Here is a 13,756-nt window from a genome sequence, read left to right as displayed (position 1 = left end):
CTGATCGATGAAAAAACTTCTCGGCAAATATAATAAAAAGATCGTCAGCCAGGGCCTGGCTGATGAGGGAAACATTACCTTGCTCGGTCTTGATGCAGAGGTGAGCTCAAACAGACCGATGACCGAGATCGACCCTGAACTGGTAAAGGTCTTCGATCATATGAACATCAGCAGTCTGCTCTATGCCGAGCCGGCCGAACCATACAGGAGCATCCTCGCATATTATGGAGATCGTCAGGAAATCTGCCTGATGCCGACAGATTGCGAGACAAGGACTTTTCTTCATGATATCCCTGTCGTCCCGGCACTTACTGCAGCAGCAATAAGCAGAGCACTTTCAGCGCGAAAAGCTGCTATTGTCGGAAACAGGGGCGTTGTCTCCAGCGGCACGGTAAGTCCTGAGCAGGCCTTCGTCTCCTTCAGCTCTGTCTGTTTTTCGATCTATGTCAAGTTCTTTTCAGACGTCATGTTCCATCTTGAAGACCGCAGGACAGGAAAGACGCCTGAGAACAGAGACCTGATGAACGCCTACTCAAAGATCGCCCCTATGATATCGCTGTCATCCCGCTCCTGCGCTGATATTCCGGCAGCGCCGCCCTCGGATGAGCAGGAGGTGTATCAGCAGCTCATCCTGACAGGCAGGCAGCTCGTGGAGAGAAAACTCGTTGACTCTTATTTCGGCAACATCTCCTATGTCTTCAGGGACACCATGTATATCAGCCAGACCGGCAGTTCCCTGGATGAACTCGATACCTGCATTGACGCGGTGCCTCTTGACGGGTCGTCCTCATCCGGCATAACTGCTTCTTCAGAGCTTTCTGCACATATCAGCGTGTACAAAAAGACAGGCAGACGCGCAATCGTCCATGGCCACCCGAAGTTCACGGTCATCATGTCCATGTCCTGCAGAAAGGAGGGGTGCGACCTCTCAACCTGTTATCGCGCCTGCAGAGAGCAGCGGGCTGTCTCCGGCATTCCTATTGTTTCCGGCGAGATCGGCACGGGCCCAACAGGACTCGCAAGAACGGTTCCCGAGGCGATGGGAAACAGCCGGGCCGTCATAGTCTTCGGCCACGGCATCTTTTCTGTCAGCGACGATACCTTCAGGCCTGCCTTTGAACTCATGCAATCCACTGAATATTCCTGCATGAAGGAATATTTCAAGAAAATTCAGGGACTTATATAACAGTTCTTTCTTCCAAAAATCGTTCCGTATCTGTTAAAATGACCACTCATGTTTCAATAAGTTGGCTGCAGTGAATTTATGTTGGAGGATTGATCATGGACTATTTATTGACTGAAGAGCAGGTAATGATAAGAGATCTTTCCCGGCAGGTTGCCGAGGAAAAGATCGTTCCTGTTCGGGCTCATCTGGATGAGACGGGTGAATTCCCCTGGGACATCATGAAGGTGCTCGCTCAGTCAGACCTCTTCGGTCTCTTCATCCCTGAGGAATATGGGGGTCTCGGCAAAGGCTGTCTTGAGCTCTGCCTTTGCGTTGAGGAACTTTCCCGGGCCTGCGTCGGTGTCTCCACCTCCTATGCTGCCAATGCACTCGGTACATACCCGCTCCTTCTCTTCGGCACCGATGCGCAGAAAAAGCAATTCCTTCCCGATATTGCCGCAGGCAAAAAACTTGTTGCCTTTGGTCTGACCGAGGCAAATGCGGGGAGTGATGCGAGCGGTATTCAGACAACAGCAAAGCTTGACGGCAATGAATATATCCTGAACGGTACAAAACAGTGGATCACAAACGGCAGTGTAGCAGATGTGTACACGATCATAGCTATTACCGACAGGGCTAAAGGACCGCGCGGCGCTTCAGCCTTTGTTGTCGAAAAAGGAACCCCGGGGTTTACGTTCGGCAAGAAAGAGGACAAGATGGGTATTCGGGCGTCCATAACGACCGAACTCGTTTTTGACAACTGCAGGATCCCGAAGGAAAACATCATAGGCAAGGAAGGCATAGGTTTTATCGTTGCGATGAAGACCCTGGACAGTTCAAGAGCAGGCGTAGGCTCGCAGGGACTCGGCGTTGCCCAGGGCGCATACGAAGAGGCAGTGAAGTATGCGCGCAAGAGGATCCAGTTCGGCCACCCGGTCATAAGTTTTCAGGCAGTTCAGCATATGCTTGCGAACATGGCCATGGATATCGAAGCTGCGAGGTCTCTTGTATATTCAGTTGCACGCCTTGTGGACAGCGGAGCAAAGGACGTGTCCAAAGAATCTGCCATGGCAAAGTGCTTTGCCACAGACGTAGGCATGAGGGTCACTACTGATGCGGTCCAGGTCATGGGCGGCTCAGGCTATATGAAAGAGTACCCGGTCGAGAAGATGATGCGGGATGCAAAGATCCTCCAGATCTACGAAGGCACGAACCAGATACAGCGTAACGTCATCGGCCAGGAGATCATCAAGGAATTCGCAAGAAACAACAAATAACAGCTCTTTTACTGAAGACCAAGCCCTGCCCTTGCATGCAAGGAGCAGGGCTTTTTATTCTGTCTTAGCATTTCAAGCCGGACGGTATTGATGCTATACTAATTACGCTTTTTTATCGGAGGATATATGGAAGGTGTTGTCATTAAAGAACTGAGCCGCTTTAACGATGAGCGCGGATGGCTTGTTGAGATATTCAGGGATGATGAGATCGACTTCAGACCGGTTATGTCGTATATTTCCATGTCTAAACCCGGCGTCTCCCGCGGTCCGCATGAGCATCTCCGGCAATCCGATTACTTCTGTTTTTTCGGTAATTTCAGGCTCTATCTCTGGGACAACCGCAAAGACTCATCAACCTATCAGCAGCAGATGACCCTTGAGACGAAGGGCAAGCCGTATATTGCGATTGTGCCGCCGAATGTTGTCCATGCGTACAAAAATATCGGCGATACGGAAGGACTTGTTCTGAACCTCCCGGACAGCCTTTACCGGGGCAAGGGCAAGATGCAGCCTGTTGACGAGATCAGATATGAAGGCGACCCAAACGCGCCCTTCAGGATCGACCCATGAGGATACTCGTCACCGGTGGGGCCGGATTCATCGGCTCGAACTTTATCCGCTACATGCTTAAAGCACGCCCGGAACATACGATCACAAATCTGGACAAGCTCACCTATGCAGGCAACCTTGAGAATCTTAAGGATATCGAAAAACTGCCGAGCTATGCTTTTTTCAGGGCGGATATCTGCAGCAGCAAAATTATCGACAGCCTTGAGTTCGACGCCATCATAAACTTTGCCGCAGAGAGCCATGTCGACAGGTCCATTCTCGATTCTACTCCGTTTCTCCAGACAAACGTGATAGGCACACAGATCCTGCTTGAGGCTGCAAAGAAACGCAACTGCAGGCTGCTTCATGTCTCTACAGACGAGGTCTATGGTTCGATCGATACGGGTCTGTTCACGGAAGAGTCTCCTATCATGCCGAACAGTCCCTATGCCGCAAGCAAGGCCTCATCAGACCTTCTGGTGAGGGCATATCATGAGACGTTCGGTATGGACCTGGCCATCACGCGGTGCTCGAACAATTACGGACCCTATCAGTTCCCTGAAAAGCTTATCCCTCTTGTCATCTCCAGCGCGCTGCAGGGCAAGCCCATTCCCGTGTACGGCGATGGCCGCAATGTCAGGGACTGGATCCATGTGGCTGACCACTGCAGGGCAATAGACCTTGTTTTTCACGGGGCAAAGGCGGGCGAGATCTACAACATCGGCGGCCGCAACGAGCAGAAGAATATTGATATCGTCAAAAGCCTCCTGGCCCTGCTTGCAGAGAAGACCGGATCGGACAGGGAAAAACTCTTCGGCCTTATCACCTTTGTTAAAGACAGACCAGGCCATGACCGCAGATACGCCATTGACCCGGCAAAAATAGAGTCGGCCCTCGGATGGCGGCATGAAACAGACTTTCAGCAGGGCCTTTCGGAAACGGTCGATTGGTATCTTGCCAACAAAGCGTGGTGGAGCCGTATCATCTCAGGGGAGTATCTCACCTATTATGCATCTCAGTATGGGGAGAGGTTCGACTCATGAAGGTTGCCCTCACTGGCGCAGACGGTATGCTTGGCCATGCAGTTCAGAAGGCCTTTTCTGACACAGAACTCCTCCCCTTTTCTCGTGCCGGCCTGGATATCACTGACCTTGATCACGCGGTGAAGACCGTCCGGGATATTAGGCCTGACATCCTTATTCATACTGCCGCATTCACTGATGTGGATGCCTGCGAAGCAGATCCTGAAAAGGCTTATCTTGTTAACGGCATGGGAGCGCGCAACATGGCTATTGCCTGCGAGGAGATCCGCTGCCCGATCTTTCATATCAGTTCAGACTATGTCTTCGACGGAACAAAGGGCTCTTCCTATGATGAGTGGGACAAGACCAACCCCATAAGCCAGTATGGCCTGTCGAAACTCATGGCAGAACAGTTCATTTCCTCTCTTACCAGCAGATTCTATATTCTGCGCACATCCTGGCTTTATGGCCCATACGGCAAAAACTTTGTTGAAACCATTATACGGCTCCTTGCCGGGAGAGACTCGCTGCGGGTCGTGAACGATCAATTCGGCAGCCCGACCTTCACAGAAGATCTCGCTCACACGATAAGACTGATGATCGGAAAGGGTTATGGCGTCTATCATGTGACCAATGCCGGCATCTGCACGTGGTATGAGTTTGCCGTAAAGATCGCTGAGCTTAAGGGCATTGACAGGCCGATCCTTCCTGTCACTTCCGAGGAATTTAAAAGACCAGCCAGGAGGCCGGCTCAGTCCGGACTGAACAATACCATGCTGCGCCTGGAAGGCATCTCGCCGCTGCGCCACTGGTCAGAGGCGCTGAAGCAGTACATAAAGCAGACGCTCTGATACTATTAAGTGCACTGGTTATATGTCAACCACAATAAATCTCCCCACACCCCTCTTTGCCAAAGAGGGGCAATTCCCCTCCCTTTGGCAAAGGGAGGTTAGGAGGGATTTTATAACCGGGACAGTTTTCATTCAGGAGATAAGATGATACGGATTTTGAAATTTCTGTTTCTGATTGCCTTCGTCGGAGGCATCCTCTTCCTCTCCCACGGTTTTTTGCTGACCAGGGCAGCGGAGATGCTCATAAAGAAGGATGAGATGAAGCCGGCTGATGTGATCGTCGTGCTTGCCGGCGAGCAGGAAGAGCGGGTCATATACGGGGCAAAACTCTTCAGGGAAGACTGGGCCAGGAAGGACCGGATCATCATGGCAGGAGGCCCGCTGGTCTGGAAATATACCTGGGCAGAGCTCATGAAGGCACAGGCGGAATCTCTCGGCATTCCGGGAAAAAACATACTTCTCGAAGATCAGTCGAGATCAACAGAAGAGGATGCGCTTTACACCAAAGAGATACTCAGGAAGAACGGATTCAAGTCCATAATCCTTGTCACCTCCCCGTACCACAGCAGGAGAGCGGCACTCATTTTTAAAAGAGTTTTAGGCGGCGAATTCAAGATCATCAATGCACCTGCTGCTGAGAGCTGGTTCAGCACAAACGACTGGTGGAAGAGAAGACGCGACAGATCTGCAGTGCTGAACGAGTTCTCCAAATACGTCTGGCTCTGGATCTTCGGGGTCCAGGAAAAGGTATAGTCACCTCACGTTATGATACTGGTTAAAGCTGACAACCTGGTCAAACACTACGGTGCCCTCTGCGCTGTTGACAACATCAGTTTCGAGATCATGCAGGGCGAGTGCTTTGGTTTTCTCGGCCCTAACGGCGCAGGCAAGACAACTGCCATGAGCATCATCTACTGCTTCATGCCGCCCACATCCGGAAGAGTGACGGTCTTCGGTCGTGATGTGACCGGACAGCCAAGCGCCATCAAAGCCCGCATCGGTGTCATGCCCCAGGACGACAACCTTGACCCTGATCTTTCCGTGTTCCAGAACCTTATTGTCTATGCCAGATATTTTGATATACCGAAGAAGGCCTCTGTTCCGCGGGCCTGGGAACTTCTTGATTTTGTCGAACTCAGGGAAAAGGCTGAGGTGAATATCAGGGACCTTTCAGGAGGCATGAAGCGGAGGCTCCTGCTGGCCCGGGCTCTGCTGAACGATCCGGAGCTGCTTATCATGGATGAACCTACCGTAGGTCTTGATCCGCACAGCAGACACGCGGTTTGGGAAAACCTTGCCCATCTCAAGGCAGAGGGCAAGACGACCATACTCACAACCCACTACATGGAGGAGGCGCAGCGGGTCTGCGACAGGGTCGCGATCATGGATAACGGCAAGATCATCGAGACCGGAAGACCGGCAGATCTTATAGCCAAATACGGCGGAAATCTCGAAGATGTGTATCTGAACCTTACCGGCAAAAACCTCAGAGAGGTGATAGCATGAATCTCAGGCGGGCCTTCAGGGTATGGCAGAGGAACTTCACGGTCTTCACCAAGCTCTATAAATCGAGCCTTGCGCTGAACTTCGCAGAACCCATTCTCTACCTCTGGGCGATGGGGCTTGGGCTTGGGGCCTATGTGAAGGAGATCAACGGTCTGCCGTATATCAATTTCATTGCACCGGGCATGATCGCCTCGTCGTCCATGTTCGCAGCCGTGTATGAATGCACCTACGGCACCTTTGTGCGCATGACCTATCAGAAGACCTTTGACGCTATCCTCGCAACACCGGTCAATATCTATGACCTTGTTGCCGGCGAGCTTATGTGGGGGGCGGCAAAAAGTGTTATCTACGGAACGATCATCATGATCGTCATATCTGCCCTGGGGCTGGTGGATTCTGCTGCCATTGTTGCCGTGCTTCCGGTGCTTTTTATCAGCGGACTTATTTTTGCCGAGATCTCGATGATCTTTGTAGCGATCGTTCCGGGCATTGATTCATTCAATTACTTCTATACGCTCTTCATGACGCCCATGTTCCTTTTCTCGGGCATCTTCTTCCCGTTGGACAACCTTCCCCCGCTTGTCTCCAGGATCGCGTTCTTCACACCGCTCTATCATATGGTGAACGTATGCAGGTCATTCTCGCAGGGCCATGTTGCAGCTGCAGGGTGGAACGTCCTCTGGCTCGTGGTCGTTGCCCTTATCCTCGCCCCCTATCCCTTCCGGCTGATGAAGAAAAGGATCGTCAAGTGAGCTCATATGATTGATTTGTCAGGGCTGTTTTATTCCAAGGTCTTTACATATTTTCTTTGCGAGATTGTCATCAATTTCAGTATGTCTCGGAACAGATGACCGTTTATTTTGATTTGGGTTTCCCCACCATGAATGACGACCGCCCTCTCTAACAAATTCGCATCCCTGCGATCGGAGATGTTTCAAAAAGTCATTGCGTTTCATACCGCAATTTTTTCTTCTGTATACCCTGAACCCACTGCCGCAAGTGCGTCTTGGCGGTTACATTCAAGAGCCTCCTTCAGTGTAATGCGAAGGCTCTCAAGTAATTCGTTATGGGTACGTTCCTGACAATTAACACCAGGAATTTCTTCCACCCACCCAATCCACCAGTCTCCAGACTGCTTTATTATTGCCGTATATTCTGCATTCATTATGGGCCTCCTCAGTCAAAACATTATAACGTAACAACAGCAAGCATTGTCATTATTCTCATCATACTATATTTGCCTTGAATATCTCTTTGATCCAGTCCAGCGCCTTCGGGCAATTCTCACAGTCCAAGACAAACTGGCAAGGAGATGCAATATAAAGAGTATTGTTCTTTGCACGCTTGTAGTAATCCTCACCGGCGTATTGGACATGGGGATGGTCAAAAGCCCACTTTGGTAGAATGCTGTCTTCTGCACCGGGGTGATACACGTTGCCAACTTGGAGCCATCCAAAGAGGCAATGAATGTGTGGCGCGTCGAGGTCGTAACAGAGTTTGTCGTTAGATTTTAGGACCCGGCGAAACCACCCGAAAAAAAGAAATAAGTCTCCCTGTCCGACATTTTGCCTTTTCAATCAGTAGCTATACAAATATCAGGCTCAAGCGGTTTTCGCATCAATCACGCTGGTTTGAACCTTCTCAATCGCAGGGCATTCGTCACGACCGTGACCGATGAAAAGCCCATGGCCCCTGCAGCAAGCATCGGATTCAGGAGTATGCCGAAGAAAGGGAAGAGCACACCCGCTGCAACGGGAATGAGAATGACATTGTACGCAAAGGCCCAAAAGAGGTTCTGTTTGATGTTCCTCATAGTTGCCTTTGAGAGCGCTATTGCTGTGACCACTCCCTTGATGTTGCCCGCTATGAGCGTAATGTCAGAAGCCTCCATCGCAACGTCAGTTCCGGTGCCGATCGCAATGCCAACGTCTGCCTGGGCAAGCGCAGGAGCATCGTTAATACCGTCTCCGACCATCGCAACGACCTTACCCTCTGCCTGGAGTTTCTTCACCTCAGCAGCCTTGTCCTGCGGCAGCACCTCAGCCAGCACCCTGTCTATGCCTGCCTGTCTTGCTATTGCCTCGCCGGTGCGCTTATTATCGCCGGTGATCATCACAACCTCAATACCAAGGGCATGGAGCTGCTTCACTGCCGCCACAGATTCCGCCCTGAGCGTGTCCGCAACGGCAATGATCCCCGCAGCAGCGCTATCAACGCTCACAAACATCGGGGTCTTTCCCTGCAGCGAGAGCGTGTCCGATTCAGCGGTCAATGCCGTCAGATCAACACCCTCATCCTTCATAAATTTCAGGTTGCCGAGGAGCACCGCCCGTCCCCGAATAACTGCCTTGATGCCATGTCCCGGGACCGCCTGAAACTGCTCAGGATCTGCGATAGCCAAGCCCGTCTCCTGCGCCTTCTTTATGATCGATTCGCCCAAGGGATGCTCAGAACCCTTCTCCGCAGAGGCTGCGTAAAAAAGCAGATCTTTTTCTTCCATGCCCTTCGCAATCATATCCGTCACCTCAGGCCGTCCTTTGGTGAGCGTTCCTGTCTTATCAAACACAATCGCCGTTATCTTGTGAGTTTTTTCAAGAGCCTCGCCGCTCCTGATCAGGATACCGTTCTCTGCGCCCTTGCCTGTGCCGACCATTATGGATGTCGGCGTAGCAAGACCAAGCGAACAGGGACAGGCGATGATCAGCACGGCGATAAAGTTCAGGACAGCATAGGTAAATGCAGGCGCCGGCCCGAAAAAATACCAGACTGCAAAAGTCAGCGCGGCAATGCCGATAACTGCAGGCACGAAATAGGATGCAATGACATCAGCCAGCCGCGCAATAGGCGGCTTGGATCCCTGCGCTGACTGGACCATCTCGATGATATGGGAGAGCATTGTCTCCCTGCCCACCTTTACCGCCTCAAACCGGAAAGAACCGGTCTTGTTGATCGTTCCGCCGATCACCTGCGCTCCGGCATTTTTTTCAACAGGGATCGATTCGCCTGTTACCATGGACTCGTCCACCGAGGAATAGCCGTCTTTGATGACGCCATCAACGGGTATCTTTTCGCCAGGTCTCACAAGCATGATATCGCCCATCTCGACATCCTCGATCGGGACGTCCGTCTCCCTGCCATCCTTTATGACGCGGGCTGTCTTTGCCTGAAGCCCGATCAGCTTCTTGATCGCCTCTGAGGTCTGGCCTTTGGCGCGGGCCTCGAAAAGCCTGCCGAGCAGGATCAGCACGATGATCGTTGCCGAGGTATCGAAATAGACCTCAGCCGAGTATCCCTTGATCGCAAAGAGCTCCGGGAAGAAGGTGGCGACAATGCTGTACAGATACGCAGATGAAGTGCCGATGGCTATCAGCGTATTCATGTTCGTTGTCCGGTGGCGGGCAGCGGCAAGTGCCCCCGTATAGAAATGCCTGCCGATCCAGAACTGCACCGGTGTTGCAAGAACAAGCTGGATCAGATGATTGAACTGCATAGGGATATGAAATCCGTGGCTGAAGATATGGTTCCACTGCATCAGCAGCATGAGCGGGACAGCCAGGACTGCACCGATGATCACTTTTGTCTTCAGCTCTTTATATGCCCTCTCCCGCTCCTTCTGCTCCTTCTCAACGATATCTTCGCCCTGCTCAGCCTCAACGACCTCGTACCCGGCCTCTTTGATAATATTTTTAAAGTCCCGGATGCCGACCAGTGACGGGATATACTCAATCGTCGCCTTCTCGGTCGCAAAGTTCACTGCAGCGCTTATAACACCGTCGAGTTCCCTGAGCACATTCTCGACTGCTGACACACAGGCAGCGCAGGTCATCCCCTGTACAGGCAGAGTTATGCGCGACAGGGGAACGCCGTAACCCTGATCAATGACGGCACTGATAAATTCAGGGACAGTGATCTGCGAAGGATCGAACAGCACGGTCGCCTTTTCTGCGGCATAATTCACCGAAGCGCTCGACACGCCCTTTAGTTCTGACAGGGCGTTCTCGACATGGCTCGCGCAGGATGCGCAGGACATGCCGGTGATCGGCAGATCGATCCTCTTTGATGTATCTGAAACTTCTTCAGCCATTATCTTCTCCCTTGATAAGCGCGATCTCTTTTTCTATTTCATCCTGCTTCTGCCTGAACCCCACGATAACCTTGTCGTTGATCACGAGTGTCGGCGTTGCCATACGGCCGTATTTTTTCACGAGTTCCTCACGCGCGGAAAGGTCCTTCGTGACGTCTTTTACCGTAACGTGCAGGCCCTTATCTGAAAGGAACTCTTCCAGTGCATGACAGTCATGTCAATTGGCTGCAGTGTAAAGTATGATCTCTTTTTTCACGACATGGACATCCTTGTCAAAAAGTTACACATCGTGTTCATTATACCATTGGCGTTGTAAACGAAATATGAATTAAAAGCATGGCGGAATGAAAAACTTTCTCTCCTGCAACAAGAGAAAATACCTCGAAGCTGACCTCTGTTTCAGCGCAGTTCGACGCGGTCCGACTTGCAGGCGAAGTGCCTGAGATTGCCGTTATAATCACCAACAGACAACTCCATGACACCTTTATTCATGAACACTGATGGTGAACTGTGGTTGTTGACCATCAGGTTGGTCAACAACTCCTCGCGCGAAAACACCGGCATTCCCTTCTGCACGATCTTCGCCGAATAGAGACGTATGCCGCCATCCTGCTGCCCCACAAAGAGATAGATACGCTCATCATCATGCACCAGTGACGGTGACGCATAGCGGTCCGTCCTGACACCGGCAAAAACGTCTTCTATCTTTGTCCAGAACGGCATATTTGACGGTAGATTCTCCATGCGATAAGCATTCACGTTTCCGTCGACGTCTCCTACGACCAGCTCCCACATTCCATCACCGTCGAGGTCAAAGACCGTTGGCGATGCATGAAAGGTCTTTGGCACCCCCCTGAAAAAATCCTTCTGTTCTTTCCACGCCGGGTTATCCTCAGTGCCCATATTAAGGAACGCCCGAACATAGCCGTCCTGCTGACCGGTTATAAGCAAATATCGTCCCTGCCAGGAGACCACGGTGCCTCGCGCATAACCTGAGAGCTTGATCCCCTTGAAAAAGTTAGGTTTCTCTGCCCATGGCAGGCTCTCGGCATTGGGCTGGAACTCGAAGATCTTCATCTCCCCGTTGATATTGCCTGTCACCATACAGGACTTGCTGCCAAGCTCGGTCATAGCAGGCGTGCAGGCCGGTCCCGGCATGATCCTTCCGGCAAGAAAAGCGGTCTGCTCCTCCCAGTGCCGATAATCTGCCTTTGCATTCCTGAAATAATGTATCTGGCCGTTTCCATCGGATACGACAAGGCCTGCCACAGGATCTTCACGATCCTGCATAAAGGCAGGGGCCGCAAAATGACTGAATTCCTTTTTCAGTCCGGACTTCTGCCATGACGCAGTTCCATTCAGTTTTTCGAGCAGGTAGAGCTTTCCCATACTGTTGCCTGCCACAACGATAACCCTGTTATTGCTCACGGTTGCTGCCGGCATGCCGTACATGCCGACGTTGACCCCCTTGAAATAGTCAGCATCCCTGGCAAAGGATATAACTCCCTGGGCAGATGTGTTTCTGTAGAGCATGAGTGCGCCAACAGAGTTACCGACAATAAGGTCAGGCTTGTTGTCGCCGTTCACATCGATCACTGCCGGTGCAGCGTCATCACCCACATCAATGACCTGCATGTCGACCTCCTGCCATACAGGCTTATCAAGCGCTCCCGCATTCCTGAATACAATCACCCTTCCCGATTCTGAAGAGAACCCGCCGGTGCCCACAATGATCTCGGGGTTTCCGTCAAGATCCAGGTCAGCAACAGCCGGGGCGGAAAAAGCCCCCACCCTGATGCCGTCGAAATAGCCGCTCATCAGGACCCACCTGCGGTCCGGGCTTGAAAAGTCCCTCTTATACAGTCTGAGAGAGCCGTCCTTACTGCCTGCGATCAGTTCCTGCCTGCCGTCATGGTCAAGGTCAAAAAAAGAAAGTCTTACGAACGGCAGGATCTCGATGCCGCTTCGATTAAAGACTGCTGAGGTATTCTCCTCGCAGGCAAGACCGGATTTGTAGCGCTTTGGCACTGGCACAGGCTCTCTTCTTGCCACAGGTGGTGATGGGGGAATTATTTGAGGAGGCGGCTGCACTATTTCCCGCTGCAAAGCGCAGGCAGCAATGAGGCTCAGGACAAGGAGTAAAACAATTTTCTTCATCATAAATAAAAAACCCCTGGCCACCGTTTGGATAGCCAGGGGTTGCCTGTATTATAGCAAATTACTTTGCAATAACCTCAAAGTGCACACGCCTGTTCTCTTTTGCCTCTTTTGCATTCTTGTTCTTTGCAGTAGGCGTCTCAGGCATAGCAAGTCTCGTCTCACCATAGCTGATGGTCGTGAGCCTGTCAGCAGCAATACCTTCTTTAACAAGATATTCCTTGACAGCATTTGCCCGTCTCTCGCCAAGGGCCATATTGTAATCATCCTTGCCATGAGCACAGGTATGTCCTTCGACCTGGACCTTGATCGATGGATTGGTCTTGAGGGTCTGAATATCCCTTGCCAGAATAGTCTTAGCTTCTTTCGTCAACGTAGCCTTGTCAAAGTCAAAATGCACATCCTCAAGTACGATCTTTACCGGCGCAGGTGCGGGTTTCACTTCAGGCTTTGGCGCAGGTGCCGGTGCCGGTGCAGGCTCTGGAGCAGGAGGAGGAGGCGTCGGCTTCGGCGCCGGTGCAGGCTCTGGTGCAGGTGCAGGGGTCTTTCCGCCAAATGAGAAGGTAAGACCCGCAGTAGCCACAACATTCTGCATGTTCGTTATCACATCCCTGAGATCAACTCTGAGTGCAACATGCTGGTTAAAGAAATATTTAAAACCGAGACCAAAATTGCCCATCAAAGTATTGTAATGATCCCTCTGCTCCGGCTTGATATTTGCGTACCCAATTCCGGCAACAAAGAATGGATTGAACGCCCTCTCAGGAGTGAAGTGGTAAAGAGCATCAATATGCCCCATATCTGCTGCATGCTCAATATGGTCATATGCCGCTTCAACACCGAACCTGTTCGTGATGTTATATCCGAGACGAAGGCCATAGACAGCGCCGTTGTCAAAACCGATCCGCTCCCCGCTGCTGTTCCGATGAATATCCTCGGCCTCATCAAAGATATGATGCCCCACGTAAGGTCCGATCTCAAAACTGCCGGCCTTGATCTCGGCATGAGAGATGACAGGCAGCATGAGGGCTGCAACGGCAAAAACAATGACTACAAATTTCTTCATGAGAACCCTCCTAAAATTTATAATTGGCCTATTTTATCGCCAACTGCCTTTCATGTCAATGTTTTTTACATTCTTGATG

The 13,756-nt window shown here is 51.4% G+C and carries 15 protein-coding genes; 8 read left to right on the top strand and 7 right to left on the bottom strand.

Going from position 1 to position 13,756, the window contains the following annotated elements; genetic code table 11:
• Window positions 1-7: 7 nt before the first annotated feature.
• The 8 genes from HZB62_07780 (at window position 8) to HZB62_07745 (ending at window position 7,122) form a co-directional block, all read left to right on the top strand.
• Window positions 8-1,186 carry a class II aldolase/adducin family protein gene (locus HZB62_07780; protein ID MBI5075050.1) on the top strand — a complete coding sequence of 393 codons (1,179 nt, stop codon included), beginning with the start codon at window positions 8-10 and terminating at the stop codon, window positions 1,184-1,186.
• A 95-nt stretch (window positions 1,187-1,281) separates the two neighbouring features.
• Window positions 1,282-2,442, top strand: coding sequence for an acyl-CoA dehydrogenase family protein (locus HZB62_07775; GenBank protein MBI5075049.1), 1,161 nt, complete (start codon window positions 1,282-1,284; stop codon window positions 2,440-2,442).
• Between the two features lie 126 nt (window positions 2,443-2,568).
• Window positions 2,569-3,012, top strand: a complete 444-nt coding sequence (locus HZB62_07770) for a dTDP-4-dehydrorhamnose 3,5-epimerase family protein (GenBank protein ID MBI5075048.1) — start codon at window positions 2,569-2,571, stop codon at window positions 3,010-3,012.
• Window positions 3,009-4,034 carry a dTDP-glucose 4,6-dehydratase gene (gene rfbB, locus HZB62_07765; protein ID MBI5075047.1) on the top strand — a complete coding sequence of 342 codons (1,026 nt, stop codon included), beginning with the start codon at window positions 3,009-3,011 and terminating at the stop codon, window positions 4,032-4,034. Before HZB62_07770 ends, rfbB begins: the two co-directional genes overlap by 4 nt.
• On the top strand, window positions 4,031-4,864 hold the full coding sequence (gene rfbD / locus HZB62_07760; protein MBI5075046.1) for a dTDP-4-dehydrorhamnose reductase: 834 nt from the start codon (window positions 4,031-4,033) through the stop codon (window positions 4,862-4,864). The genes rfbB and rfbD overlap by 4 nt, the downstream gene beginning before the upstream one ends.
• 144 nt (window positions 4,865-5,008) lie before the next feature.
• Window positions 5,009-5,617, top strand: a complete 609-nt coding sequence (locus HZB62_07755; GenBank protein MBI5075045.1) for a YdcF family protein — start codon at window positions 5,009-5,011, stop codon at window positions 5,615-5,617.
• Window positions 5,618-5,629: 12 nt separating this feature from the next.
• Entirely contained in the window at window positions 5,630-6,370 is a 741-nt protein-coding gene (locus HZB62_07750) for an ABC transporter ATP-binding protein (GenBank protein ID MBI5075044.1), read from the top strand.
• On the top strand, window positions 6,367-7,122 hold the full coding sequence (locus HZB62_07745) for an ABC transporter permease (GenBank protein MBI5075043.1): 756 nt from the start codon (window positions 6,367-6,369) through the stop codon (window positions 7,120-7,122). Before HZB62_07750 ends, HZB62_07745 begins: the two co-directional genes overlap by 4 nt.
• 18 nt (window positions 7,123-7,140) lie before the next feature.
• Here HZB62_07745 and HZB62_07740 read toward each other — a convergent pair whose 3' ends face one another.
• The 7 genes from HZB62_07740 to HZB62_07710 all read right to left on the bottom strand — a co-directional run bounded on the left by HZB62_07740 (window position 7,141) and on the right by HZB62_07710 (window position 13,677).
• Window positions 7,141-7,326: a type II toxin-antitoxin system HicA family toxin gene (locus HZB62_07740; protein ID MBI5075042.1), complete on the bottom strand. Its 186-nt coding sequence runs from the start codon at window positions 7,324-7,326 to the stop codon at window positions 7,141-7,143.
• Window positions 7,323-7,535, bottom strand: a complete 213-nt coding sequence (locus HZB62_07735; GenBank protein MBI5075041.1) for a type II toxin-antitoxin system HicB family antitoxin — start codon at window positions 7,533-7,535, stop codon at window positions 7,323-7,325. The genes HZB62_07740 and HZB62_07735 overlap by 4 nt, the downstream gene beginning before the upstream one ends.
• 61 nt (window positions 7,536-7,596) lie before the next feature.
• Complete coding sequence (locus HZB62_07730; protein MBI5075040.1) at window positions 7,597-7,947, bottom strand: hypothetical protein; 351 nt, start codon at window positions 7,945-7,947, stop codon at window positions 7,597-7,599.
• Window positions 7,948-7,991: 44 nt separating this feature from the next.
• Entirely contained in the window at window positions 7,992-10,454 is a 2,463-nt protein-coding gene (locus tag HZB62_07725; GenBank protein ID MBI5075039.1) for a copper-translocating P-type ATPase, read from the bottom strand.
• A complete protein-coding gene (locus HZB62_07720) occupies window positions 10,447-10,656 on the bottom strand; it encodes a thioredoxin family protein (GenBank protein ID MBI5075038.1) in 210 nt (69 codons plus the stop codon). The genes HZB62_07725 and HZB62_07720 overlap by 8 nt, the downstream gene beginning before the upstream one ends.
• A 197-nt stretch (window positions 10,657-10,853) precedes the next feature.
• Window positions 10,854-12,482: a VCBS repeat-containing protein gene (locus tag HZB62_07715; GenBank protein MBI5075037.1), complete on the bottom strand. Its 1,629-nt coding sequence runs from the start codon at window positions 12,480-12,482 to the stop codon at window positions 10,854-10,856.
• A gap of 190 nt (window positions 12,483-12,672) precedes the next feature.
• Window positions 12,673-13,677 (bottom strand): OmpA family protein, encoded by a 1,005-nt coding sequence (locus HZB62_07710; protein MBI5075036.1) that lies wholly within the window; start codon window positions 13,675-13,677, stop codon window positions 12,673-12,675.
• Between the last annotated feature and the right edge of the window lie 79 nt (window positions 13,678-13,756).

It is taken from the genome of Nitrospirota bacterium, from assembly GCA_016214855.1.
In the GTDB taxonomy this organism is placed as follows: domain Bacteria; phylum Nitrospirota; class Thermodesulfovibrionia; order Thermodesulfovibrionales; family UBA6898; genus UBA6898.
The sequence above is the reverse complement of the archived record's forward strand: the minus strand, read 5'-3'. Positions and strand labels throughout refer to the sequence as shown.